This is a genomic window from Actinomycetospora callitridis, from assembly GCF_028737265.1.
Classification (GTDB): domain Bacteria; phylum Actinomycetota; class Actinomycetes; order Mycobacteriales; family Pseudonocardiaceae; genus Actinomycetospora; species Actinomycetospora callitridis.
The window spans coordinates 492553-515545 of sequence record NZ_JAQZAK010000003.1 but is presented as its reverse complement, the minus strand read 5'-3'; the positions used below and the strand labels follow the sequence as shown (position 1 = coordinate 515545).

General features: G+C 75.4%; 26 protein-coding genes. 12 read left to right on the top strand and 14 right to left on the bottom strand.

Going from position 1 to position 22993, the window contains the following annotated elements:
- Positions 1 to 59 precede the first annotated feature (59 nt).
- A complete protein-coding gene (locus PH191_RS13890; protein WP_274195185.1) occupies positions 60 to 593 on the top strand; it encodes a universal stress protein in 534 nt (177 codons plus the stop codon).
- 145 nt (positions 594 to 738) lie between these two features.
- Positions 739 to 1398, top strand: a complete 660-nt coding sequence (locus tag PH191_RS13885) for a hypothetical protein (RefSeq protein WP_274195184.1) — start codon at positions 739 to 741, stop codon at positions 1396 to 1398.
- Between the two features lie 113 nt (positions 1399 to 1511).
- Here PH191_RS13885 and PH191_RS13880 read toward each other — a convergent pair whose 3' ends face one another.
- Positions 1512 to 2270, bottom strand: coding sequence for a SpoIIAA family protein (locus tag PH191_RS13880; protein WP_274195183.1), 759 nt, complete (start codon positions 2268 to 2270; stop codon positions 1512 to 1514).
- 204 nt (positions 2271 to 2474) lie between these two features.
- Here PH191_RS13880 and PH191_RS13875 point away from each other — a divergent pair, with 204 nt between their 5' ends.
- Positions 2475 to 3260 (top strand): DUF6544 family protein, encoded by a 786-nt coding sequence (locus PH191_RS13875; protein ID WP_274195182.1) that lies wholly within the window; start codon positions 2475 to 2477, stop codon positions 3258 to 3260.
- A gap of 90 nt (positions 3261 to 3350) precedes the next feature.
- Here the strand turns inward: PH191_RS13875 and PH191_RS13870 are convergent, their stop codons facing one another.
- Both PH191_RS13870 and PH191_RS13865 read right to left on the bottom strand, forming a co-directional pair.
- Entirely contained in the window at positions 3351 to 5024 is a 1674-nt protein-coding gene (locus PH191_RS13870; protein ID WP_274195181.1) for a GAF domain-containing sensor histidine kinase, read from the bottom strand.
- Between the two features lie 98 nt (positions 5025 to 5122).
- The gene (locus tag PH191_RS13865; protein WP_274195180.1) at positions 5123 to 6130 is read right to left on the bottom strand and encodes an ROK family glucokinase; all 1008 of its coding nucleotides are present in this window, start codon (positions 6128 to 6130) and stop codon (positions 5123 to 5125) included.
- A 208-nt stretch (positions 6131 to 6338) separates the two neighbouring features.
- Between PH191_RS13865 and PH191_RS13860 the strand changes: the two genes are divergently transcribed.
- Entirely contained in the window at positions 6339 to 7397 is a 1059-nt protein-coding gene (locus tag PH191_RS13860) for a PAS domain-containing sensor histidine kinase (protein ID WP_274195179.1), read from the top strand.
- A 45-nt stretch (positions 7398 to 7442) separates the two neighbouring features.
- On the opposite strand, the gene PH191_RS13855 is transcribed toward PH191_RS13860, so the two are convergent.
- Positions 7443 to 7766, bottom strand: a complete 324-nt coding sequence (locus PH191_RS13855; protein ID WP_274195178.1) for a WhiB family transcriptional regulator — start codon at positions 7764 to 7766, stop codon at positions 7443 to 7445.
- A 228-nt stretch (positions 7767 to 7994) separates the two neighbouring features.
- Between PH191_RS13855 and PH191_RS13850 the strand changes: the two genes are divergently transcribed.
- The 4 genes from PH191_RS13850 to PH191_RS13835 are packed head-to-tail and all read left to right on the top strand — an operon-like array spanning position 7995 to position 11906.
- The gene (locus tag PH191_RS13850; protein WP_274195177.1) at positions 7995 to 8843 is read left to right on the top strand and encodes an alpha/beta fold hydrolase; all 849 of its coding nucleotides are present in this window, start codon (positions 7995 to 7997) and stop codon (positions 8841 to 8843) included.
- Entirely contained in the window at positions 8840 to 9799 is a 960-nt protein-coding gene (locus tag PH191_RS13845) for an alpha/beta hydrolase (protein WP_274195176.1), read from the top strand. The genes PH191_RS13850 and PH191_RS13845 overlap by 4 nt, the downstream gene beginning before the upstream one ends.
- Before the next feature lie 27 nt (positions 9800 to 9826).
- The gene (locus PH191_RS13840) at positions 9827 to 11491 is read left to right on the top strand and encodes an alpha/beta fold hydrolase (RefSeq protein WP_274195175.1); all 1665 of its coding nucleotides are present in this window, start codon (positions 9827 to 9829) and stop codon (positions 11489 to 11491) included.
- A 4-nt stretch (positions 11492 to 11495) separates the two neighbouring features.
- Positions 11496 to 11906, top strand: coding sequence for a DUF302 domain-containing protein (locus tag PH191_RS13835; protein WP_274195174.1), 411 nt, complete (start codon positions 11496 to 11498; stop codon positions 11904 to 11906).
- 15 nt (positions 11907 to 11921) lie between these two features.
- On the opposite strand, the gene PH191_RS13830 is transcribed toward PH191_RS13835, so the two are convergent.
- The 7 genes from PH191_RS13830 to PH191_RS13800 all read right to left on the bottom strand — a co-directional run bounded on the left by PH191_RS13830 (position 11922) and on the right by PH191_RS13800 (position 17349).
- Complete coding sequence (locus PH191_RS13830; protein ID WP_274195173.1) at positions 11922 to 12251, bottom strand: DNA glycosylase family protein; 330 nt, start codon at positions 12249 to 12251, stop codon at positions 11922 to 11924.
- Positions 12209 to 12517: a DNA glycosylase family protein gene (locus tag PH191_RS13825; protein WP_274195172.1), complete on the bottom strand. Its 309-nt coding sequence runs from the start codon at positions 12515 to 12517 to the stop codon at positions 12209 to 12211. The genes PH191_RS13830 and PH191_RS13825 overlap by 43 nt, the downstream gene beginning before the upstream one ends.
- Complete coding sequence (locus PH191_RS13820; RefSeq protein WP_274195171.1) at positions 12507 to 13073, bottom strand: pyridoxamine 5'-phosphate oxidase family protein; 567 nt, start codon at positions 13071 to 13073, stop codon at positions 12507 to 12509. Before PH191_RS13820 ends, PH191_RS13825 begins: the two co-directional genes overlap by 11 nt.
- 38 nt (positions 13074 to 13111) lie before the next feature.
- Positions 13112 to 13495, bottom strand: a complete 384-nt coding sequence (locus PH191_RS13815; RefSeq protein WP_274195170.1) for a cupin domain-containing protein — start codon at positions 13493 to 13495, stop codon at positions 13112 to 13114.
- The gene (locus PH191_RS13810) at positions 13492 to 15255 is read right to left on the bottom strand and encodes a helix-turn-helix transcriptional regulator (RefSeq protein WP_274195169.1); all 1764 of its coding nucleotides are present in this window, start codon (positions 15253 to 15255) and stop codon (positions 13492 to 13494) included. The genes PH191_RS13815 and PH191_RS13810 overlap by 4 nt, the downstream gene beginning before the upstream one ends.
- Positions 15252 to 16520: a helix-turn-helix transcriptional regulator gene (locus PH191_RS13805; protein WP_274195168.1), complete on the bottom strand. Its 1269-nt coding sequence runs from the start codon at positions 16518 to 16520 to the stop codon at positions 15252 to 15254. The genes PH191_RS13810 and PH191_RS13805 overlap by 4 nt, the downstream gene beginning before the upstream one ends.
- Positions 16521 to 16701: 181 nt before the next feature.
- Positions 16702 to 17349, bottom strand: a complete 648-nt coding sequence (locus PH191_RS13800; RefSeq protein WP_274195299.1) for a response regulator transcription factor — start codon at positions 17347 to 17349, stop codon at positions 16702 to 16704.
- Positions 17350 to 17771: 422 nt separating this feature from the next.
- Between PH191_RS13800 and PH191_RS13795 the strand changes: the two genes are divergently transcribed.
- The 4 genes from PH191_RS13795 (at position 17772) to PH191_RS13780 (ending at position 20152) form a co-directional block, all read left to right on the top strand.
- On the top strand, positions 17772 to 18113 hold the full coding sequence (locus tag PH191_RS13795) for a response regulator (protein ID WP_274195167.1): 342 nt from the start codon (positions 17772 to 17774) through the stop codon (positions 18111 to 18113).
- A 106-nt stretch (positions 18114 to 18219) separates the two neighbouring features.
- Positions 18220 to 19245, top strand: a complete 1026-nt coding sequence (locus tag PH191_RS13790) for a 6-phosphofructokinase (RefSeq protein WP_274195166.1) — start codon at positions 18220 to 18222, stop codon at positions 19243 to 19245.
- A gap of 110 nt (positions 19246 to 19355) precedes the next feature.
- Entirely contained in the window at positions 19356 to 19763 is a 408-nt protein-coding gene (locus PH191_RS13785) for a RidA family protein (protein ID WP_274195165.1), read from the top strand.
- A 35-nt stretch (positions 19764 to 19798) separates the two neighbouring features.
- The gene (locus PH191_RS13780) at positions 19799 to 20152 is read left to right on the top strand and encodes a cupin domain-containing protein (protein ID WP_274195164.1); all 354 of its coding nucleotides are present in this window, start codon (positions 19799 to 19801) and stop codon (positions 20150 to 20152) included.
- Between the two features lie 21 nt (positions 20153 to 20173).
- On the opposite strand, the gene PH191_RS13775 is transcribed toward PH191_RS13780, so the two are convergent.
- From PH191_RS13775 to PH191_RS13765, 3 genes are read right to left on the bottom strand one after another with little or no spacing between them, the layout of a single operon-like run.
- Positions 20174 to 21022 (bottom strand): alpha/beta fold hydrolase, encoded by an 849-nt coding sequence (locus tag PH191_RS13775; RefSeq protein ID WP_274195163.1) that lies wholly within the window; start codon positions 21020 to 21022, stop codon positions 20174 to 20176.
- Positions 21019 to 22500, bottom strand: a complete 1482-nt coding sequence (locus PH191_RS13770; protein ID WP_274195162.1) for a class I adenylate-forming enzyme family protein — start codon at positions 22498 to 22500, stop codon at positions 21019 to 21021. Before PH191_RS13770 ends, PH191_RS13775 begins: the two co-directional genes overlap by 4 nt.
- A gap of 3 nt (positions 22501 to 22503) precedes the next feature.
- On the bottom strand, positions 22504 to 22986 hold the full coding sequence (locus PH191_RS13765) for a (2Fe-2S)-binding protein (RefSeq protein ID WP_274195161.1): 483 nt from the start codon (positions 22984 to 22986) through the stop codon (positions 22504 to 22506).
- Positions 22987 to 22993: the final 7 nt, after the last annotated feature.

Here is a 22993-nt window from a genome sequence, read left to right as displayed (position 1 = left end):
GCCTCGTCGGCACGCTGTACCCGGGAACAACCGCTGGTCGGGACGACGGGGAGTGCACGATGGACGCAACGGAGAACGGCCGCGGAACGATCGTGGTGGGGTTCGACGGCTCGGCCTGTGCCGAGGAGGCGCTGCGGTACGCCCTGGACGAAGCCGCCCGTCGTGGTCTCGGTGTGCGTGTCGTGGTGGCGCACGAGCCGCCCGACGCCTGGATGGCCGACTTCGGGATGCCGCTGCTCGCGGACGACGGCAGCCTCCGCCGGGCCGTGCAGGACAGCGCGCGCGCCCGGGTCGAGGAGCTCCGCGGCGGGATGGATGCCGCGGACAAGGCCGTGCCGGTCGAGGTCCTGGCCGTGTCGGGGTCTCCGGCGCACGTGCTGGTGCAGGAGGCCGAGGACGCCGCCCTGCTGGTCGTCGGCCACCGCGGCCGCGGCGGCCTGCGCAGCCGGCTACTGGGCTCGGTCGGCCTGGCCGTGGTCCTGCGCGCCCCGTGCCCGGTGACGGTCGTCCCGCCGCCGCGGATCGCCGAGGAGACGACGCCGCAGGACGCGTGGGCGCTCGCCGGACCGCTGGCGGCGGGCCCGCTCGCCTGAGCCGCACGCCGACCGCGGCCCGCCCCGGCCCATGAGCGCGACCCGTCCGCCGTCGACCTCGGCCGGCCGGTGGTCCCCGGCCGAGATCACAGCTCTCCTGCAGGCTCTCGAACCCCTCGGTGGGCCGGCGGTACCCGCGTGCTCGGTGTCGGTCCACGACCGGCGCATCGACCTCGCACCGGATCCGTCGGCAGGAACACCGCGGCACCAGGCGCTCGTGCAGGCGGGGCGCCTCGTCGGCGCGGTCGAGAACACCCTGCGCGCCCTCGGGTGGGCGCCTCGGACCGTCATCGCCGGGACCCCGGACGCGCGGCCCCTGGCGGTGGTCACGGGCACCGGCCGACGACCCGCGACACCGACCGACCTCGCGCGACGTCGCATCGACCGGTGCCGGGGGAACGGGGCGCCGCCGCGCTACGCCGCACCGGCCGACCAGGCGCGCGTCGTCGACGTCGCCCACGCGGCGGGGTCCCGGGGCGCCTGGCTGCACCTGCTCAACGGTCCGACCCGGGACGGGAAGCCGGCCTGGCACGGTCCGGGCTCGGTGCCCGCCGACACCCTCACGCTCGATCTGCCGTGGCGGCGTGACCCCGTGCTGGCGGTGTGCACCCGCACCGACACCGTCCGCGAGGCCGTCGTGGCCGGCATCGTGCTCGAGTCGGCGACCGTGGAGGCCGCCCTGCGCGGCCTGCGCGCGGACGTGCACGTCGAGGCCTTCGACGGTGAGGCCGTCCGACGGGCCGCCCTGCGCGCGGACCCGCACGAGACCGGCGTCGGGCACGCGGTGCTCCGCCTCCGGCCCTGACAGGTCGGCAAGATCGCCCCGGTGCCGAAACCCTGGGCCCGGGGAGACGGCGCGGTGTTCTCGGCGCCCGAGGGTGACGGGACCGACGCCCGGTCCCGGCGGTGAGGGCCTCGTCAGGCCGAGGCTGCCGGTCGGACGCGCGCGCCCGCCCAGGCGATCGCCGCGTCGATCTCGCTCGTGGCGAAGTGGCGGACCTCCGGGTGGAGCAGGGCGCCCGCCACGCGCGCGGCGACCCCGACGGGCTGGCCGTCCACGGCCAGGGCGACGCGGCCGACCCGGCGCTGGTGGCCGCCCACGAAGCGCAGGTGCTCCACGAGGGCACCGAGGTTCTCCCAACCGGGGAACGACGAGGCGTGCAGGACGAGCCCGGGCAGGTCGGTGTGGTCGGCGAGCCAGCTGTCCACCGCCGTCGCGATGACCTCGACGTCCTCGCGCCGCAGCGGCTGGCCGACGTCGGCGACCACCACCCCCGCAGCGGGGTCGGTCCGCGTGGTCGCGAGCCGTCCCGGCAGGGCCTCGAGCCAGCGCAGCGCCTCCTCCCGCTGGACGGCGTCGAACACCCGCACGTGGCCGGGTAGGAAGAAGGCCGCGAGTTGCGTCGTGTCCCGCACCCAGGTCAGGTCGCTGACCACCGCGCAGCCCTCGAGATTGCGCATGGCCGTGAGGCCGAGCTTGACGTCGGCCCACATCCCGTCGGGGGTGAGGCCGTGGAAGTCCTCGTCGACCACGCAGAGGAAGCGCAGGCGGCGCCCCTCGCGGACGGCGGCGTCGAGCATGGGGACCACGACCGTGTCGTAGTCGTGACGGCTCAGCGTGCCGACGGCACGGACCGCGTCGATGCCGGCCGGGACATCGGTGTCTCGTTCGATCATCTGCCCAGTTCATCCCCCCGCGCGCGGGACGGTCCCCGGCCGGAGGGCCTCCTGCCGTGGGACGGAAGGCCCGGACGGACAGGCCCTCCGGTCGCCCGGCGGGACGCTGGAGACCCTGCCGCCGAGCCCGGTCCCCGCGCCACCGTGATCTCCGGGCGGGATGCCCGAGACGGCGTCGAAGGTGGAGGAAACGGGATGGTGGCGATGGACACGAGGGGGACGCTCGGGGGGACGGAGCCGGTCGTCGGGGACGCGACGGCGGCGTCGTCCGCGCTCGCGGACCGCTACCGGGAGGCCTCGGTGTGCCCCGCCGCCGCGGGCGTCGTCGGGGTGCGTATCCGCAGCCGCGGGCTGATCCGACTCGGCCGCTCCTGGTGGCCCTACCGCGGCCACGAGGTGACGCTCCCGGCGCACGGCTACTTCCGAGAGATGCGGGTGGCCGGCGGCCTGCGGGTCGTCGACTCCTGGGTGACAGGCCGCGCCCGGCGGAGCACCACGCTGCTGCGGCGGTGCCTCCACCCCGCGCTCGTCGGCCCGGACCTCGCCCGCGCCGACGTCGCCCACGCCGCGCTCAGCGCGATGTGGGTCCCGCCCGTCCTGCTGCCCTCGGACACGGTGTGCTGGACGGCCGAGAGCCGGGACACCGTCTCGGTGTCCTTCGCCGTGGCCGGCACTCCGGTGTCGCTTCGCCTCACCCTGCACCGGGGCGGCCTGCCCCGCCGGGTCAGCACCGTGCGTTGGGGCGACCCCGAGGGCACCGGGTTCTTCCGTGAGGTGCCCTTCGCCGCCGAGATCCTCGAGCACCGCACCTTCGGCGGCCTCACCGTGCCCGGTACCGGCGTGCTCGGCTGGTGCCCCGACGGTCCCGGGCCCTCCCGGGACGTCCTGCGCTTCCAGCTCACGGCCCTCGAGCCCGTGTCCGAGGCCTCGCCCCCACCGCGGGAGCTGTCCGACCCGCCGGCCTTCCCCGAGGACGCCGCGGAGGGGTGAGTCCCTCGACCGCGGGGACGTCGATGCGCAGGCCGAGGCGCGCGCCGCCGCTCGGCTACTCCGCCAGACCTCCGGTCCGCGCAGGACGCGTCACGTGCCGGCGTCCCCCCGGACCTCGGGTCGGCACGGCAGGGTGGCCCGCACGGTGGTGCCCACCCCGATCGGGCTGGTGATCGCGAGGCTGCCCTCCGCGGCGTCGACGCGGTCGAGCAGCCCGACGAGTCCGGTGCCCAGGGTCGGGTCCGCACCGCCGACGCCGTCGTCGCGGACCTCGATCAGGAGGTCGTCGCCCTCCAGGTCGACCTGCACGCGGGCCCGGCGGGCACGGGCGTGCTTGACCATGTTCGTCAGGGCCTCGGCGACGACGAAGTAGGCGGTGGTCTCCGTCGCGGCGGGCAGGCGGGGCGCGGTGACGCCGACGTCGACGGGCACTGCGATGTCGGCGACGAGCGACTCGATCCCGGCGCGCAGGCCCCCACGGGTGAGCGAGCCCGGCAGGATGCCGTGGACGAGGTCGCGGAGCTCGGCGTTGGCGCGCTCGGCGTTGGCCAGGGCCTCGTCGACGAGGTCGGCCGCCGAGGAGCCGGCGGCGAGGGCGTCCCGGGCGAGCTTCAGCGCGATGATCGTGTGGACGAGCCGCTGCTGCGCGCCGTCGTGCACGTCGCGCTGGAGGCGTCGGCGGGTCTCGTCGGCGGTGGCGACGACGCGCGCCCGCGAGGCGGTGAGCTCGGCCCGGGCGTCAGCGTTCGCGATCGCCACGGCGGCCAGCTCGGCGAACTGGGTGAGGCGCGCCTCCACGGCGTCGCGGGTCGCGGGCAGGGTGTTGCTCGAGACGAGCGTGGCCCGCACCCGGCCCTCGACCGTGATCGGGACGGCGGTGGTCGAGACGATGCCGGCGTCGCGGGCGATGCCCGCCATCGGGGTGCCCTCGTAGGTGTCGACGTGGGCGGGGCGCCCGGTGCGGTACAGCCGATCGACGGCCGTGCCCGCGCTGAACGGCACGTGGAGGCCGACGGGCGCCGGGCAGTGGCAGGTGGCGACGACCACGGCGCCGGTGTCGTCGTAGAGCATCAGCGCCACCGGGAGGTCGCCGAGCAGGGCCGACGCCTCGTCCGTGACGGCGACGAACACGTCGTCGGAGGCCGTCCCGCGCGCCACGAGCTCGGCGACCCGGCGCAGTGCGGCCTGCTCGGCGGCGAGCGCACGGAGATCGCTCCGTGCCTGACTGCTGCCCAGCGCGGCGGCGACCAGCCGCGCGAACTGCTCGAGACGGGGACCGGTGTCCTGCGGCAGGGGGCGGTCGCCGGACGTGGCCGTGAGCATCCCCCACACCTCACCCGCCACCAGGACGGGCGCGGACACCGCCGCGCCCAGGCCGAACGAGGCGGCGAGCTCGGCGTCCGGCTGCCCGGTGTAGTCGTCGACGCGGACCACGTCGGCGGTGCGCAGGACCCGGTCGGGCAACGTGTCCCGCCCGAACGCGATGTGCGCCCCGACCGGTGCGGGGCCGGCGGGGGCGGCGACGACGACGAGCGCGGCGGCCCCGTCGAACCTCGTCAGGGTGGTCGCCTGGCCGTCCAGCAGCCCGGCGGCCTCGGCCGCGACGGCGCCGAAGACGTCCGTGGCCGGGGCGCCGTGCGCCACCAGCTCGGCGACCCGGCGCAGCGCGGCCTGCTCGCGGCCCAGGCGGTGCAGGCCGTCGCGCGCCGCGACGCGGTCGTGGAGCTCGCCCCGACTCGGCGACGACCACGTGGCCCCGTCCATGCACGACCCCGGAGAGGAGGGGGAACGCGCCGTCGACGACGAGGACCGGGAGCGGCACCCGCTCCCACCGGCAGCCTGGCAGTCCCGCTCGGAGAGGGCTACCCCGACGTCGTCCCCCCGCCGCGGCCGGCGACGTCGCGGGCCAGGTCGGCCGCGCCGATCATCCCGGCCTCGGGGCCGAACGCGGCCATCTCGATGCGCAGCAGCGGCCGGTGGCCCCGCCCCGTCAGGTTCTTGCCGTAGGCGTCCCGCACGCGGTCGAGGAGGAGGTCCCCGGCCGCGGACACCCCGCCGCCGAGGACGACGAGGCCCGGGTCGAGGACCGCGGCGAGCTGCGCGATCCCGCGACCCAGCCAGACCCCGACCTCGTCGAAGACCTGGAGGGCCGCGACGTCGCCGGCCCGCGCGGCCTCGGTGACCATCCATCCCTCCATGTGGTCGGTGCGCCCCCCGGCCCGGGCCAGGAGGTCTCCGGCGAGCACCGGCGACGTCGTCGCCACCTCCTGGGCCCGACGCAGGAGCGCGTTGCCGCTCGCGTACTGCTCCAGGCAGCCCTGGAGCCCGCAGGGGCAGGGCCGCCCGCCGGGGACCATGACGACGTGGCCGACCTCCGCGGCCGCCCCGAACCGCCCTCGTTGCACCCTGCCGTCGACGACGACCCCGCCGCCGATCCCCGTGCCCACGGTCAGGGCCACCAGGTGGCTCTCGCCCCGCCCCGCGCCGAAGCGCGCCTCGGCCCAGGCCACCGCGTTCGCGTCGTTCTCCACCACCGCCGGCAGGCCCGTGCGCTGCTCGATCTCGTCGCGCAGCGGCTCGTCGCGCCAGGCCAGGTTCGGGGCGAACATGACCACGGCGCGCTCGGCGTCCACGAACCCCGCGGCGGCCACGCCCACGGCGAGGACGTCGTGGGTGGCCCGCAGCTCGCGCACCGCGTCGACGACGGCACCGAGCGTCTGCGGCGCATCGCCGGCGGGGCTCGGGCGGGTGGTCGACGTGAGGATCGCGCCGTCGTCGTCGACGACACCTGCGGCGATCTTGGTGCCCCCGACGTCGACACCGATGTGCAGGGGCCCGGAGGCGGGTGCCGGCGAGTGGTTCGTGGTCATGTCGGCTCCAGGTCGGGGAGGGGTGGCGTGCAGCCCCGCTCACCATGGCCCCTGGCGACGACGACCGCGTCGGTCATCTCACTGCCGATCTCGCTGCCGATCTCGTCGGGCACCGCGGCGCCGGTCGGCGGCCGTAGAGTCGTGCCGGCGGCCGCCGGGGGAGTGACCACCTCTCCGGGGCCGCGGGGCGTGCCCGGAGGGGGTGGGAGTGGAGCCGGCGGCAGACTTCCTCGCCCAGATCCTGACGGACGCCCCGCAGCCCGTCTGGGTCCTCAACGATCAGGGCTTGATCGTCTTCGCCAACCCGGCCGCCGTCGCGGCCCTCGGCTACGACCATCCGAGCGACCTGTACCACCGCCACAGCCACGACACCGTCCATCGCCTCCCGGACGGCTCGCCGTACCCGCGCGGCCACTGCCCGATGCAGGAGCCGTTCCGCTCCGGCGACGCGGCGCACGGCGCGGACGAGTGGTTCGAACGCCGCGACGGGTCGTTGTTCCCGGTCGACTGGTGGGTGGCGCCCATCGCGCTGAGCGGCGGGCAGGGCGCCGTGCTCGCGTTCACCGACGTCTCGGAGCGTCGCGCCGCGGAGCAGGCGGTCCGCGAGCGTGACGCGGCCGCGATCCGCGAGGCCGAGAGCCGCGCGGCGCAGCGCAGGATCGTCGAGGCCTCGGCGGTGGTCCGCCGCCAGGTCGCGCGCGACCTCCACGACGGCGCCCAGCAGTCCCTGGTCAGCGTGCTCATCAGCACCCAGCTGGCCCGCGAGGAGGTGGCGCGGGATCCCGCGAGGGCGGGGGAGCTGCTCGACGAGGCGGTCGCGCACGCGCGGGAGGCCATCAACGACCTCCGCGAGATCGCCAGCGGGCTGCACCCGCCGATCCTCACCCACGGCGGCCTCGTCACGGCGGTGGAGGATCTCGCGACGCGCGCCTCGCTGCCGGTCACCGTCGACGGGTCGCTCCCGCGGCGACTGCCCGAGGTGGTCGAGAACAACGCCTACTTCTTCGTCGCCGAGGCCCTGACCAACGCGGCGAAGCACGCCGCCGCCACCTCCGCGAGCGTGTCGATCAGGCTCCACGACGCCGAGCTCTCCGTGGAGGTCCGCGACGACGGCGTCGGCGGCGCCAGGGCCGGCGGGGAGGGGAGCGGGTTGTCGGGCCTGATGGACAGGGTCGGTGCCCTGGGCGGCCGCATGATCGTGCGCTCGCCGCGCGGCCGCGGGACCACCGTGCGGGCGGAGATCCCCGTGCGGCCCGGGATCGGCTGATCCCCGAGGCCGGCAGCACCCCGAGGTCCCGCCCCATCAGCAGGCTCACCGGCGACGCCCCGACCACTGCGAGCGCTGTGCCGCGGAGGTCCCGCCCGCGACGCCGTACCGGCGGTGCGCCCGCGACTCGTAGGCCAGCACGTCGGCCAGGCACTGCTCCCGCACGACGCAGCCGGCGCACACCCGCTTCGCCGCCCGGACCGCGACCGCCTGGAGCGTCCCCCCGGTCTCGGGGAAGAACATCGAGGTGGGCGCCGACGCGCACGCGGCACGCTCGTGCCAGCTCGGGACCGGCCCGCCGGCGAACAGCACGGTCCGGAACCGCGAACGGACGGCCGCCGTCGCCCGCGCCGCATCGCTCACGATCATGATCGCTCAGCTCCTCGGACCGGTGTGCACCTCTCGGCGGGGCGGGCCCCAGCCAACGACGGCGCCGGGAACGGCACATCGGTCAACTGACCGTGCTCGCGATCCGTCGTCGTGCACGGCCATGGACAGATGACTGATGTGCGCCTCTCCACCGCGCCCGATGCTCGGTGCCAGGCCTTCTCGCCCCCGGGACGGGCCGGGCAAGGCCACCGAGCAGAGGAGTTCCGGATGGGCACGATCACCGTGGGCCAGGAGAACAGCGCCCCGATCGACCTCTACTACGAGGACCAGGGGAGCGGGCGACCGGTCGTGCTGATCCACGGCTGGCCCTTCGACGGCCGGTCGTGGGAACCGCAACTGCACCCGCTGCTCGCCGCCGGCTACCGCGTGATCAACTACGACCGGCGCGGCTTCGGGCGGTCGAGCCGGCCCGCCGTCGGCTTCGACTTCGACACCCTCGCCGCCGACCTCGACCGGCTGCTGACCGAGCTCGACCTGCGCGACGTCACCCTCGTCGGGTTCTCGCTCGGCACCGGCGAGCTGACCCGGTACATGGGTCGCTACGGCACCGACCGCCTCAGCAGCGTCGTGTTCATCGAGAGCCTGGCCCCGTCGTTCACCAAGTCCGACGAGAACCCCGAGGGTGTCGACGCGGAGGCCGTCGCCGGCGTCCAGCAGGGCATCCTCGACGACAGGTTCGCGTGGCTCAGCGGGCTGATCGGGGACTTCCTCAACCTCGACGACTACCTCGGCAAGCGGGTCAGCGAGGACACCGTCCGCGCGCTCTGGAACGCCGGGGCCGAGGCGTCCGCGTACGCGACGTGGGCCTGCGTCCCGACCTGGCTCGACGACTACGCCGCTGACCTCCCGCACGTGGACGTCCCGGCCCTGATCCTGCACGGCACGGCGGACCGCATCCTCTCCATCGAGGGCCAGGGGCGGCGCCTGCACGCGGCCCTGCCCGATGCCCACTACGTCGAGATCGACGGCGGACCCCACGTCATGTGCGTGACCCACGCCGGCGAGATCAACCAGGAGCTCCTGGCCTTCCTCGCCGACCCCACCGCCGCCCGATGACCGGCACCCCGCAGGTCGTCCTCGAACCCGCCGCGCAGGACCTCGTCGAGGCCACCGGCAAGCCCCCGTTCCTCGAAGACCTGGGACCGGAGGGAGCGCGCAAGGTCCTCGACGACCTGCAGGCCCAGCCGGTGGACAAGCTGCCCGTCGACGAGGAATGGGTGACCGTTCCGGCCGCGGTCGGCGACGTGCGCGTGCGGCTCGTCCGGCCCCGTGACGCCGGGCCGGTGCTGCCCGTCGTCGTCTACATGCACGGCGGCGGGTGGATCCTCGGGAACGCCGGGACGCACGACCGCCTGGTGCGTGAGCTGGCCGTCGGGGCCCGCACCGCGGTGGCGTTCGTCGAGTACACCCCCTCGCCCGAGGCGCACTACCCGGTGGCGATCGAGCAGGGCTACGCGACCGCGCAGTGGATCGTGCGCGAGGGCGCGGCCCGTGGCCTCGACGCCACGCGGATGGCGGTGGCCGGCGAGTCGGTCGGCGGCAACATGACGGCCGCCCTGGCGCTCATGGCCGAGGAGCGCGGCGACGTGACCTTCGTGCAGGCGTCGATGTACTACCCCGTCACGGACGCGGCGATGGACACCGACTCGTACGACCGCTTCGCCACCGGCTACTACCTGAGCCGCGCGTTGATGGAGTGGTTCTGGGACGCCTACGCCCCCGACCACGCCCGGCGATCCGAGATCACGGCCTCGCCGAACCGGGCGACGCTCGAGCAGGTGCGCGGGCTGCCGCCGACCCTGCTGATGGTGGACGAGGCCGATGTCCTGCGGGACGAGGGAGAGGCCTACGCGGCGAAGCTCCGCAGCGCGGGCGTGCCGGTGACGACCGTCCGCTACGACGGCACCGTGCACGACTTCATGCTGCTCAACTCGCTCACCGACACCCGCGCCACCCGCGCGGCCGTCGCCCAGGCCACCGCGTTCCTCCGCGACGCCCTCGGCACGGCCTGACGGCCGCTCGAGAAGGAAGGAGGGACCGTGTTCGAGACCTTCACCGAACGCACGGTGGCGACGGGGCGGGGCACCGTCTTCGCCCGGGTCGGCGGCAGCGGCCCGCCGATCCTGCTGCTGCACGGATATCCGCAGACCCACCTCATGTGGCACACCACTGCCGCGCTCCTGAGCGTCCGGTACACCGTCGTCGTCGCGGACCTCCCCGGGTACGGGGCCTCCTTCCGGCCGACACCGACGCCCGACCACGCCGCCCACTCGAAGCGGGCGCTCGCGCTCGACCTGACGGAGGCGATGTCCGCGCTCGGGCACGAGGCCTTCGCGGTCGTCGGGCACGACCGCGGTGGCCGTGTGGCCTACCGGATGGGGCTCGACCATCCCGAGCGCATCACCGCGGCGGGCGCGCTCGACGTCGTGCCCACCGGGGAGGTGTGGGCGCGCGCCGACGCCGCGATGGCGCTCGGCTACTGGCACTGGGCGTTCCTCGCCCAGCCCGCCCCGTTGCCCGAGCGGCTCATCGGCGCCGATCCGGACGCGTTCTTCGACCTCCACGTCCGCGCCCTCGGCCTCGGCGCCGCTCCGGACCGCTATCCGCCGGACCTGATGGCGGCCTACCGGGAGCTGCTCGACGACCCCGGGACGGTCGAGGCGATCTGCGAGGACTACCGCGCCGGAGCCGGCATCGACCGCGAGCACGACGAGGCGGACCGGGGGCGGCGCCACATCGAGTGCCCGCTCCTGGCGCTGTGGAGCGCGCGGGGCGCGTTGCCGCGGTTCTACGGCGACGTCCTCGACGTCTGGCGGCCGTGGGCCCGGCGCGTCGCGGGGCGGGGGCTGGACGCCAGCCACTTCCTCGTCGAGGACCAGCCCGAGCAGGTGGCCGAGATCGTGTCCGGCTTCCTCGCGGGAGCGGGGCCCGCCCGGCGACGGTTCCGTCGCCCCCCGCCACGCCCGCAGACCCTGGAGGAGAGGACCGAGATGACGCCCACGATCGTGCTCGTGCACGGAGCCTATGCCGAGTCGTCGAGCTGGGACGGCCTGCTCGACCGGCTGCCCGCCGAGGGCCGCGTGATCGCGTTCGCGAACCCGCTGCGGAGCCTGGCGTCCGACACCGCCCTGCTGACCGACCTGATCAGGACCCTCGACGGGCCGGTGGTGCTGGTCGGCCACTCCTACGGCGGGGCCGTCATGTCGGGGGTCCCCGCGGACGCCGGCGACGTCGTCGCGCTCGTCTACGTCGCCGGGTTCGCCCTCGCGCCGGGGGAGAGCGCCGGCGACGCCTCGGCGCTCGTCCCGGGGTCGACCCTCGGCGACACCCTGGTCCCGGTGCCGCTGGCGGGCGGCGGCACCGACACCTACATCGCCGAGGACAAGTACCACGCCCAGTTCTGCGCCGACCTCCCGGCCGACCAGGCCGCGCGGATGGCGATCACGCAGCGCCCCGTCACCCAGGAGGCGTTGTTCGAGCCCGCCGGGCAGCAGGCGCTGTGGCAGACGGTCCCCAGCTGGTTCGTGTTCGGCGAGCTCGACCACAACATCCCGGTCGGCGCGCACCGGATCATGGCGGAGCGCGCGGACGCCCGTCGCACCGTCGAGATCGCGGGCGCGTCCCACGTCGTGGGCATCTCCCACGCGGACGAGGTCGCGAACCTGGTGCTCGACGTGCTGGACCGCACGGCCGTGGCGAGCTGACCCCGTGGCCGGGCGGCTCGTGGTGGTCGAGGCCGAGCGCGACGTCGCCAGCGTCGTCGCGCGGCTCGAGCGGGCGCTGGAGGAGGCCGGGATCGCCGTGTTCGCCCGTATCGACCACGCCGCGGCCGCCCGCGCCGCCGGGCTGGAGCTCCCGGACGAGGTCGTGCTCGTGTTCGGCGACCCGGCGGTCGGCACCCGGCTGATGCAGGCCGATCCGCGGGTCGGTCACGACCTGCCGCTGCGCCTGCTGGTCTGGGAGCAGCCCGGCGGCCGGACCGCCCTCGGCTACCGGGACCCCCGCGGCCTCGACGTCGACCCGGCCGCCGAGCCCGTCCCGACGATCCTGGACCGGATGCACGGGCTGCTCGAGCGGCTGGCGCACGACGCCGCCGCTCCCGGGGGAACGGACCGATGACCGAGAAGAGCGACCTCAGCCTCGCCCGGACGCCGTGAGCGGTTCCTCCACGGCCGGTCGCAGCGACGCCCAGAGGGGCGCCGCGGCGAAGGTCCGGTAGGGCCGCCACGCGCGTCCGAGCTGCGTGACCTCCGCGGGTGACGGGAGGCCGGAGCCCTGCCCCTGCCCCGGCCACCCCGCCGCGACGGCGTGGCGGATGCCGAGGTCGCCGGCGGGGAGGACGTCGGGACGGCGCAGCTGGTGGATCAGGAACATCTGCGCCGTCCACGGCCCGACCCCGCGGGCGGCGGTCAGGGCCGCCGTCACGTCGTCGTCGCCGATGTCGTCCAGACGGTCGGTGTCCAACGTCCCGGCCAGGTGCCGCCCTCCGGGTGGAGGGTGCCACCGGCGGCGCCCTCCACCCGGCGGAACAGCTGCACGGCGACCCCGGTCGAGATCTGCTGGCTGATGACGTGCAGGACCAGGCTCGCGAAGTTCGTCCGAGCGGCGTCGTACGCGGGCGACCACACGAAGGGGTCGGGGCGTCCGTGCCGGCGGACGAGGCCGGCCAGCACGTCGTCCCGGGTGGCGAGGCGCCCGTAGACCTCGCGCAGCTCCCGATCAGCCGGCATCGGGGTCCTCGGAGCCGCCGTCCCGGCCCAGCAGCGACTCGAGCTCGATCGGGCTGAACCGGGGCGTGATGTGCTGCGGACAGTTCCAGTCGAAGGCCGCGATCGTCACGACGACCGCCTGCTCCACGACGGCCCGGTAGCCGGGCACGATCAGCCCGGTGACGAGGTCGGGGTCGTCCCGCGCGTCCACGATCCGCGCGTGCCCGAACACCTTCAGCCGCACGCGGTGCGGGTAGTCCATGAAGAACAGCGAGACCCGGTCGTCACCCTCGACGTTGCCGGTGCTGATGTACTGGCGGTTCCCGCGGAAGTCGGCCCACGCCAGCGTGTGGGCGTCCGGCGTGCGGACGAAGCCCGGCGGGCCGCCCCGGAACTGGACGTACGGCCAGCCGGTGCTCGACACGCTCGCGAGGTAGAAGCCGTCGCGCTCGCCGACGAACTCCTGCTCCGCCGCGGTGAAGCCGTCGCGCGGTTCGGGGTCGGTCGAGGAGCCCAGCGCGCGCGCCCGGCGCGCCGCCGCGGCGCGGCTGCCGAGGCGCGCCTGGGCCGAGCGCACCTCGTCGGTCTCGGCGATCGAGAAGTAGCCCTGGCTTATCAGGTCTGCGGAGCGTCGACCAGGGTCGTGAGGGGCTCGCCGATCTCGACGACGTAGGTCGACAGCATCCGCCCCGTGTCGGGCCCGAGGTCGAGCGCGTTGTGCGGTGTGCGCGGCGGGATGAGGAATCCCTCGCCCGTCCGGAGCGTGATCGTCGGCCGGTCCTGGATCCTCATCTCGACCGTGCCGGCCGCGATGTAGCCGACCTCCTCGCCCGGGTGGAAGTGCCAGCCGGACTCGACGCCGCAGGGGATCTCGGTGAGCACCTGGACGATCTCGCGGCCGGGGATCGTCGAGGGCTCGTGCTGGAGCACGGTGCGCTTCAGCGTGGTCGAGAGGTCGTCGACGGCGTCGTTGGTCGCGGTCGTGGGCTCGGATGTCATGGCGTGCTCCTCGGGGGCGTGACGTCGGATCTCGGGCTGGCGGATGGCGGGCTTCCAGGCTGCGCTGCCGGCTCCGGCGGCGCATCGGTGTCTTGACCTGTTCCGGCTGCTCGCTCGCCCAGACGGTCGAGGGCGTCGCGCAGGGCCGCCCTCCCGGTGATGGCCAGCTTCGGGAACACCCGGTACAGGTGGGCGTCGACCGTGCGGCGGGAGAGGTGCAGCCGGTCGGCGATCTGCCGGTTCGTCATCCCGGACGCCGCCAGACCCGCGACCTCGCGCTCCTGGGCGGTGAGGGACGCCTGCCCCGCCCTCCGGGGTCCGTCGCGCCCCCGGTCGGGGGCGTGACCGGCCGCGCGCAGTTCGGTGCTCGCCCGGGCGACCCACGGACGGGCACCGAGATCGGTGAAGGTGTCGAGCGCGAGCAGGAGCTGCTCGCGCGCCGCCGTCGTCGACCGGGCACGCCGGAGCTGCTCGCCGTGGGCGAGCCGGAGGCGGGCGAGGTCGAAGGGCCACCGCTGCGCGTCGGGCAGGGCGAACGCGGCCTCGTAGAGGGCGCCGGCGCGGTCGTCGGACGCCGCCATCGCCGTGGCGCCCGCGGCGAGCAGCGCGAGGCGCGGGGAGTGCGCCGGCGTGAGGGTCGCGCGCACGGCAGCGACGTGGGTGCGCGCCTCGGGGAACCGGCGGGTGCGGGTGGCCGCCTCGACCAGATCCAGGGTCGCCCACAGCGCCGGACCCCGGGGCTCCACGAGACCGGGTGGGCCGACGGCGGTGCCCTCGCGCCAGGCGTCGTCGACATCGCCGCGTCCGAGGGCGGCCAGGGCCCGGGCCTGGCCCGCGTAGACGACGAGCCGCCGGGCACCTCGGGGGACGCCCCACGCGGTCAGCTCGTCGGTCAGGGCACGCACGGCGACCTCGTCCCCGCGCGCCGCGGCCACGAGGGCCAGACACCATCGCGCCGGCGCGGCCAGCAGCGGGAGACCGCGGGCCGCGCCGGTCTCGAGCGCTTCGCCGGCGAGGTCCTCGGCCGCGGTCCACCGCCCCTCCTGGTACGCGTCCAGGGCGAGGATCCGCAGTGCGGTGATGCCCGAGGCGACCGCCCCTCCGGAGCGCCCGTCGCGCACGACCCGCCGGAGCGCGTCCCCGCACCCCGTCCCGCGGTCGAGGTCGGACGCCGCGGTGGCGACACGGACGATGCGGCGGGGGTCGCGCTCGTCGGTCAGGTCGTCGACGGCGGCGAGGAGAGGCTCGAGGGCGGGCGCCGCGGCGCCGGGGACCCCGAGGGTGTCCGGCAGCTGCGGACCACAGCGCTCGAGGAGGCGGAGCACCGGAGCCCACAGCTCGTCGCGACCTCCGGCCGCGCACACGACGAGCAGGAGATGGAGGGCGTCGACGGTGTCGTCGTCGAGGGAGCCGTCGAGGGGGCCCGACTCCAGGGCCCCGAGGAGCACCCGGTGCGCCGTGTCGATGTCGCCGTCCCCGTGGAGCTGCTTCGCGGCCGCCGCCGTCACCCACGGCAGGCGGGTGTCGGCACGGGGATCGGCCCGGCGGGCGGCGGCGAGCAGCCGGGGCACCGCTCGGAGGTCCCCGGTGACCTCCGCGCTCCGGTGGGCGGCACGGGCCAGGCGGCGGGCGCGGGCCGGACCGGCGGGGATGAGGTCGGCGGCCTGCCGCAGGACGGTCTTGATCTCGGGCGTCGGGTCCGGGCCGCACGACGGTGCCTCTCCCTCGTCGTCCCCGCACGCGGACGAGGGCGCGGTCACGACGTCCGTCGCTCGTCCGCGACGGCGAGGCCCGTCAAGGCGTCCCGGAGGCCGGCACGTGACGTGACCCCGAGCTTGGGGAAGACCTGGTAGAGCCGCGCCGAGACCGTGCGGGGCGAGAGGTGGAGTCGGCCGGCGATCTGCTTGTTGGTGAGACCGGACGCCGCGAGCGAGGCGACCTCGTGCTCGTGCGGTGCCAGGGTCGGGCGTCCCCACCCGCGGGTCGGCGCGCCGGTCCTCGCGCCGACGGCTCGGAGCTCGTCGCGGGTCCGCTCGATCCAGGGCTCGGCGCGGAGCCACCGGAAGGTGGCGAGGGCGGCGTCGAGGTGGCGCCGGGCCGGGGCGGGGCTCCGGTTCCGGCGCAGGTGGCGGCCGTAGGCGAGCTGGATCCGCGCGTGGTCGAAGGCCCATCGCTCACCACCGACCGTGGCCAGCGCCTCCTCGAACAGATCGACGGCCGCGTCGCCCGGGGAGGTCGCGACGGCTTCCGCGCCGAGGGCCAGCATCCCGAAGCGCGGGGACAGCGCGGCGAGGGGCGCCTCTCGCATGGCGCGGGCGTGGCGCGTCGCCTCCCCGGTGCGGCCGGTCGACCGGGCGACCTCCACGAGGTCCGGCGCGACGGCGAGGGCGGCATGGTCGTGCGCCGGCAGCGAGCCCGCCGGGGCGATGGCGCTCGCGTGCCCGTAGGCCGTCTCCACGTCGTCGTCGGCCAGCGCCGCCAGCGCCGCGACGCGGTGACCGTCCCGGCCGAGGGCGCGGTCGCGGTGGGTGGCGGCCGGTCCGAGGTCCCCCCGCGCGGCCGCTACGAGGGCCCGGGCCAGGCGCAGCGGGCCCGCGAGCAGGCGGTGTCCGTGGATCGCGCACAGGGTGGCGCCCTCGTCCGCGAGGCGGACGCACTCGTCCCACCGCCCGGTGACGACGCCGTCCGCACACAGCAGCGAGATCGCCCGGATGCCCGCGGTCACGTCGCCGCCATCCCGGCCGTCCTCGACCACCGTCCACAACGCCGCCCGGCACTCCGAGCCCCGGCCCAGGGCGAGCGCCGCCGTGGCCACCCGGACGACCCGGCCGGGATCGGTCTCCCGCCACAGGCCGCGGATCGCGCGGTCCACCGCCTCGACGTCGCGCGCGGTCGCCCGTGCAGGATCGGACGTGATCGCCAGGAGCGGCGGCAGGTCGGGGGAGACGTCGTCGCGGTGGAGCAGCAGCCACGCGGCCGCGATCGGCGTCGGGGCCTCGGCGCGCAGCGAATCCTCGACGAGCATCGTGACTCCCCCGGCGTGGGTCGCCGGTCGCGCTCGACCGGCTCGTCCAGCCTGGCCGAGGAGCGAGACGGAACGCTGTCGAGCGCACACGTCGGTCGTGCACGGGTTGGCCCGCCGCCCGTGGGTGCCACCCCTCAGGGCGAGGCGGGCATCCGGAGCAGCCTTCTCGACCGAGCGACGGTCAGTGCTGGAGGTACTTGAGCACCGCGACGACACGACGGTGGTGCTCCGCCTCCGACGGGAGGAGGCCGAGCTTGGTGAAGATGCCGCTCACGTGCCGCTCCACGGTCGGGACCGTCACGGTGAGCGCGTCGGCGATCGCGGTGTTCGATCGTCCCTCCGCCATCAGGGCGAGCACGCGTCGCTCCTGGGGCGTGAGGTCGTCCAGGGGGCCGGTGGCGCGCCGACGACCGACGAGGCGGGCGATCACGTCCCGGTCCAGCGCCGACTGGCCGGCCGCCACGCTGCGCACGGCCTCGAGGAGGATCGTCCGGTCGGCCACGCGTTCCTTGAGCAGGTAGCCGACCCCGTCCGCGCGCTCCCCGACCAGATCGAGCACGTAGCGGTCCTCGAGGAACTGCGACAGGACGATGACGCCCATCCCCGGGTAGAGCTCGCGGATCTCCATCGCCGCGCGCAGCCCGTCGTCGGAGCGGCCGGGCGGCATCTGGATGTCGGTGATGATGATGTCCGGCTGGTGGAGCCGGGCCTGTCGGATGAGGTCGACGGCGTCGACGGCGGCGCCGACGACGGTGAGCCCGGCGCTCTCGAGCATCCGGATGATCCCCTCGCGGACCAGGGCCTGATCCTCTGCGACCACGAGACGCAGGGACGACTCCACGGGCGAACACTAGCCGTTGCCGGCCCGCACCCCGTGCTGGAGAAGGGATTCCGGACCGATCTCGGACCGTCTCCGGGACCGCAGCGGATCGTGCTCCTGCAGAGGTCCGGCGCGGAGCCGACTTCGTGCGATGCCGCGGATACCACCTGGCGGCGCGCTAATCTGAGACGGTGACAAGGGCTCCGGGCGCACCGCGCCGGACGCTCGGCCTGCCTCCGCACACCCGGCCGTCCCGCTCGCGCCACCCCGGTCTCGCCATGGCGGGGCCGATCCGCGTCTCGGATTCCGGTGGGGGAGCGGACGGTGGGGACGTGCCACCGGGGACGCCGCCGTTCGCGGAGGACGCAGGGCCCGCCGGAGGGCGAGCAACCCTCGGTCAGGGGGATTCCCCTCCGCGGACCACGGGGCTCGTGCTCGTCGTGGACGACAATGCCGGCTTCCGCGGCCTCGCCGCTCGCATCCTCAGCGGCTGGGGCTACGAGGTGATCGAGGCCGGCACCGTCGCGGAGGCCGTGGCGTGCACCGTCGAGCGCCGTCCGCACACGGTGGTCGTCGACATCGGTCTGCCGGACGGCGACGGGTTCGCGCTGACCGAGCAGCTGGTGGCCCTCCCGTCGCCTCCTCGCGTCGTCCTGATCTCCACCGACGCCGATGCGGGGAATCGAACGACGGCGCAGCGCGTCGGCGCGGTCGGGTTCCTGCCGAAGGACGAGCTGCTCGGCGGAGCCCTGCAGGGGCTGATCGACGGGTAGGACGGCGCGTCGCCCGGCCCCGGTCCCAGACCACGGGCGCGGCAGCTGAACCGTTCTAGGTGACCTGGCACACTGGCGCGCGGCGACTCTCGACGAGGAGAACATCGTGCGTATCGGGATGCTGACCGGCGGTGGCGACTGTCCGGGGCTCAACGCCGTCATCCGCGCCGTCGTGCACCGTGCCGACGCCGCGGGCGACGAGGTCATCGGTTTCCGGGACGGCTGGCGGGGGCCGCTCAAGGGGGCCTCGCGGCCGCTGCACATCGCGGACGTGGCCGGGATCCTCGCGCGGGGCGGCACCATCCTCGGCTCGTCGCGCACGAATCCCTACGCCCAGGGCGAGGGCGGCGCCGACGCCGTCCGCGCCACGATGGCGGCCCAGGGTGTCGACGCGCTCGTCGCGATCGGTGGCGAGGACACCCTCGGTGCGGCGGCCCGGCTCGCCACGGAGGGCGTTCGGGTGGTCGGGGTCCCCAAGACGATCGACAACGACCTCGCCGCCACCGACTACACGTTCGGCTTCGACACCGCGGTGCACATCGCGACCGAGGCGGTCGACCGTCTGCGCACCACCGCGGAGTCGCACCGACGGGCGCTGGTCTGCGAGGTGATGGGGCGCCACGCCGGCTGGATCGCCCTGCACGCGGGCATGGCCGGCGGCGCGAACGCGATCATCGTGCCGGAGCGGCCGTTCACGGTGGGCCGGGTGTGCGACTGGGTGAACAGCTGCTTCCGCAACGAGTACGCCCCGGTCATCGTCGTCTCCGAGGGCGCGGTGCCCGACGGTGGTGGCGAGCTCATCGCCGCCGGCGGCACCGACGCCTTCGGCCACCGCCGGCTGGGCGGGGTCGGCACCTGGCTGGCCGACGAGATCGAGCGGGAGACCGGCGCGGAGTCCCGCGCCGTGGTGCTCGGCCACATCCAGCGCGGGGGCACGCCCACCGCGTACGACCGTGTCCTCGCGACACGGTTCGGCGTGCAGGCCGTGGCGGCGCTGCACGACGGGGAGTCGGGCGTCATGGTCGCGCTGCGCGGCACCGACATCGTGCGGGTCTCGCTCGACGAGGCCACCGCCGAGCTCAAGACGGTCCCCACGGCCCGCCTCGACGAGGCCGAGGTGTTCTTCGGCTGAGGTGTTCTCCGCTGGGCGGTGAAGCAGCTCACAGGAGCTGGACCGTGCCGCGACGGCACGGTGTCTCCTGGTCCCCGGAGCGAGAACGCCCAGGGGAGAGGAGCACGCCGATGACCGTCCAGCTGGTGCATCCCGAGCAGGTCCACCGGGTCGACGTCCACCACCAGGTCGCCGTCGCGGAGGGCTCGCGCACCGTGTACCTCGCCGGGCAGGTGTCCTGGGACGTCGAGGGCACCCTCGTGGGCCGCGACGACGTCGCCGCGCAGGCCGAGCAGTGCTACCTCAACATCGCGGCCGCACTCGACGCGGTCGGGGGGACGCCGGCCGACCTGGCGAAGGTCACCGTCTACATCGTGGAGCTCGACGAGGCGAAGGCCGAGCAGTTCGTCGTCGGCCGCGAGCGGGCGGCTGCGACACTGGGCGTCGCGTTCCGGCAGCCGAGCACCTGGATCGGGGTCACCGCGCTGGCCGCGCCGGGCTACCTCGTCGAGGTCGACGCCGTGGCGGTGCTGCCCTGAGGTCGCTCGCGCGGTCGTTGTCCTAGATTCCGTCCGTGACCCACTACACCGTCGACGCCGCCGACCTCAGTGTCGGTCGGGGACCCCATCCCGCGGCGAGTCCGTTCGAGAAGCGCGTCGGTGAGGCCCTCGGGCTCACGGCCTTCGGCCTCTACCAGATCGAGCTGCCCGCCGGGGAGGAGACGGTTCCCCACGACCACGTCGACGACCACGCCGAGGACGCCTACGCCGTCCTCCGGGGCCATGGCTGGGTGGTCGTCGACGAGGAGGAGATCCCGGTCGGGCCCGGGCAGTTCGTCGCCGTCACGGTCGACTCCTCCAGGTTCCTGCGGGCGGGCCCGGACGGCCTGGTCTTCATCGCGGTCTGTGCCACACCGTCGAGGTCCTGACGCCCGGCTCGATCCCGCTCGTCACCCCGCCGGGGCGCCCCCGAGCCCGGCGACGAACCTCCGCACGAGGTGGTCGAACAGGCGCGGATCCTCGAGGTTGGTGAGGTGCCCGGCGCGGGGGAGCACCGCGAGGCCGGCGTCGGGCAGCGTCCCGCGCAGCATGAGGTTGGCGTCGATCGCCTCGGCGTCCTCGTCGCCCACCACGAGCAGCGTCGGCACGGACATCGCGGCGAGGTCGGCGCGCAGGTCGAACAACGACGGTCGCGCGGCCTGCACCCCGCGCATGGTGAGGGCGGCTCCGACGGGGTCGTGCTCGGCGAGGATGCGCAGGTGCTGCTCGTGGGCCTCGGGGTCGCGGCGACGCAGGGCCTGGCGGGCGGGGCGGTGACCGTACTCGGCAGCGACGGCCGCGGCCCCCACGCGGTCGTAGGCGTCGGCGAGGGCGAGCGCGTCGGCGCGGAAGGCGTCGGCGTGCTCGGGGGCGGCGCCGTAGCCGCAGCCCGCGACCACGAGGCCGAGGCAGCGCTCGGGGTGGCGCAGGCCGAGGTGCAGGGTCGCGAACCCGCCCATCGAGTTGCCGACGACCACGGCGCGCTCGGCGCCGGTGGCGTCGAGGACCGCGAGGGCGTCGGCGACGGCGCGGTCCTGGGAGTACGCCGCGGGGTCGGTCGGCACGTCGGAGGGCGGGTAGCCGCGGGCGTCGTAGGTGACGCAGCGGTGCGCGCGGGAGAAGTCGGCGACCTGCGGATCCCACGAGCGGTGGTCGCCGCCGAACTCGTGGACGAACAGGATCGGCGGGCCGGGCCCGTCGTCGGCCGGCCCGGTCACGTGGACGGCGAGGCCGACGCCGTCGTCGGTGGTGATCCTCACGGGTGCTCCTGCGTGACGAGGGCGGTGCGCACGATCTTGCCCATGGCGTTGCGGGGCAGCGCGTCGACGAACCGCACGGACTTGGGGACCTTGTAGCCGACGAGCTGCTCGCGGGCCGCCGTGAGCAGCGCGTCCTCGTCGGGCGGCGGGTCGCCGGGGACGACGAACGCGGTCACCTCCTGGCCCCACCGCTCGCTGGGCAGCCCGGCGACGGCGACCTCGACGACGCCGGGCTGCTCCTCGAGCACCACCTCGACCTCGCGGGGGACGACGTTGTACCCGCCGGTGATGATCAGCTCCTTGAGCCGGCCGACGATCGTCAGCCGGCCCTCGTCGTCGAGGCGACCGAGGTCGCCGGTGCGGAACCAGCCGTCGGGCAGGAAGGCCTCCGGGGCCGCCCCGTCGAGGTAGCCGGAGATCACCTGGGGACCGCGGAGCTGGATCTCGTCCTGCTCGTCGAGGCGCAGCTCGATCCCGGGCAACGGGAACCCGACGGTCCCGGCGACGCGGGGGCCGTCGTAGGGGTTGGAGACGTCGAGCCCGCTCTCGGTGAGCCCGTAGCGCTCCAACGGCACCTGCCCGATCGCGGCCGCGACGCGATCGGAGAGCGCCGCCGACAACGGGGCCGAGCCGGACACCGCCAGGCGCAGCCGCCGCAGGGCGCCGATCCGGGGGTGATCCACGAGGCGCGCCCAGATCGCCGGCACCGCGAACAGGACGGTGCCGTCGGTCGCGAGGAGCCGGCCGGGGTCGAACCGCGAGGCGATCCGGGCGGTGGTGCCGGCGATCAACGTCATGTGCAGCCCGCCGAGCCCGTGCTGGTGGAACAGGGGCAGCGCGTGGACGAGGACGTCGTCGTCGGCCCAGCGCCACGCGGCCATCGCGGCGCGGGCCGAGGCGAGCAGGTTGGCGTGGGTGATGGGCACGCCCTTCGGGGCGCCGGTGGTGCCCGACGTGAACGCGAGGACGGCGACGTCGCCGGGCCGTGGATCGTCGCCGACCGGCACGGGATCGGGCTCGTCCGCGGCTCCCGCGAGCAGGTCGCTCAGCGCCGGTTCGTCGAGGACGAGCCGGGCGCGGGCGAGTCCGACGATGCGGTCCCTCGCGGCCACGGGCTGGGCGGGGTCGAGCGGCACGACCGTCGCGCCCAGGCGCAGGACGGCGAGGTAGACGACCACGAAGGCGAGGGACGTGCATGCGACGAGCACGACGGCGTCACCCCGGCCGACGCCACGGCCCCGCAGGCGTGCCGCGGTGCGCCCGGCGACCGCGTCGAGCCGCGCGTGGGTGAGGGCGTCGCCGTCGACCTCGACCGCGGTGCGGTCGCCGACCCGGGCCGCGGCGGCCTGCGCAGCGGCCGGCAGCGACCCCGCGGCCAGGTCCCGGCGCAGCGCCGGCGGATCGCACGCGCGCCCGAGGTGCCGGGCCCATGCCCGGACCGCAGCCGGGTCCGTGTCGCCGGACGTTGTCGGGCCCACCCCTCAGGCCTCGGGGGCGAGCTCGCGCTGTCGGGCGGCCGCCGACTCCACGGCGTCGACGATGCCGACGTAGCCGGTGCAGCGGCAGATGTTGCCGGCCATCTCGGCCCGGATGCGGTCGCGGCTGGGCGCGGGCTCGGTGTCGAGCAGGTGCAGGGCCGTCATGAGCATCCCCGGGGTGCAGGCGCCGCACTGCAGGCCGTGGCAGCGCGAGAACGCCTCCTGCAGCGGGTGCAGGGTGCCGTCGTCGGCGGCGAGGCCCTCGACGGTGGCGATCGAGGCGCCGTCGGCCTGGACGGCGAACATGAGGCACGCGCGGACGGGGCGGCCGTCGACCACGATCGTGCAGGCGCCGCAGACGCCGTGCTCGCAACCGAGGTGGGTGCCGGTGAGCCCCAGGTCCTCGCGCAGGGCGTCGGCCAGGGTGCGGCGGGGCTCGACGTCGACGCGGTGGCGCTCGCCGTTGACCGTGAGGGAGATCTGCACGTCGGCC

Coding starts and splice junctions, on each gene's coding strand:
- PH191_RS13890 (WP_274195185.1), top strand. CDS start 60: ATGGACGCAACGGAGAACGGCCGCGGAACGATCGTGGTGGGGTTCGAC.
- PH191_RS13880 (WP_274195183.1), bottom strand. CDS start 2,270: ATGATCGAACGAGACACCGATGTCCCGGCCGGCATCGACGCGGTCCGT.
- PH191_RS13875 (WP_274195182.1), top strand. CDS start 2,475: ATGGACACGAGGGGGACGCTCGGGGGGACGGAGCCGGTCGTCGGGGAC.
- PH191_RS13870 (WP_274195181.1), bottom strand. CDS start 5,024: ATGGACGGGGCCACGTGGTCGTCGCCGAGTCGGGGCGAGCTCCACGAC.
- PH191_RS13865 (WP_274195180.1), bottom strand. CDS start 6,130: ATGACCACGAACCACTCGCCGGCACCCGCCTCCGGGCCCCTGCACATC.
- PH191_RS13855 (WP_274195178.1), bottom strand. CDS start 7,766: ATGATCGTGAGCGATGCGGCGCGGGCGACGGCGGCCGTCCGTTCGCGG.
- PH191_RS13850 (WP_274195177.1), top strand. CDS start 7,995: ATGGGCACGATCACCGTGGGCCAGGAGAACAGCGCCCCGATCGACCTC.
- PH191_RS13845 (WP_274195176.1), top strand. CDS start 8,840: ATGACCGGCACCCCGCAGGTCGTCCTCGAACCCGCCGCGCAGGACCTC.
- PH191_RS13825 (WP_274195172.1), bottom strand. CDS start 12,517: ATGCCGGCTGATCGGGAGCTGCGCGAGGTCTACGGGCGCCTCGCCACC.
- PH191_RS13815 (WP_274195170.1), bottom strand. CDS start 13,495: ATGACATCCGAGCCCACGACCGCGACCAACGACGCCGTCGACGACCTC.
- PH191_RS13805 (WP_274195168.1), bottom strand. CDS start 16,520: ATGCTCGTCGAGGATTCGCTGCGCGCCGAGGCCCCGACGCCGATCGCG.
- PH191_RS13785 (WP_274195165.1), top strand. CDS start 19,356: ATGACCGTCCAGCTGGTGCATCCCGAGCAGGTCCACCGGGTCGACGTC.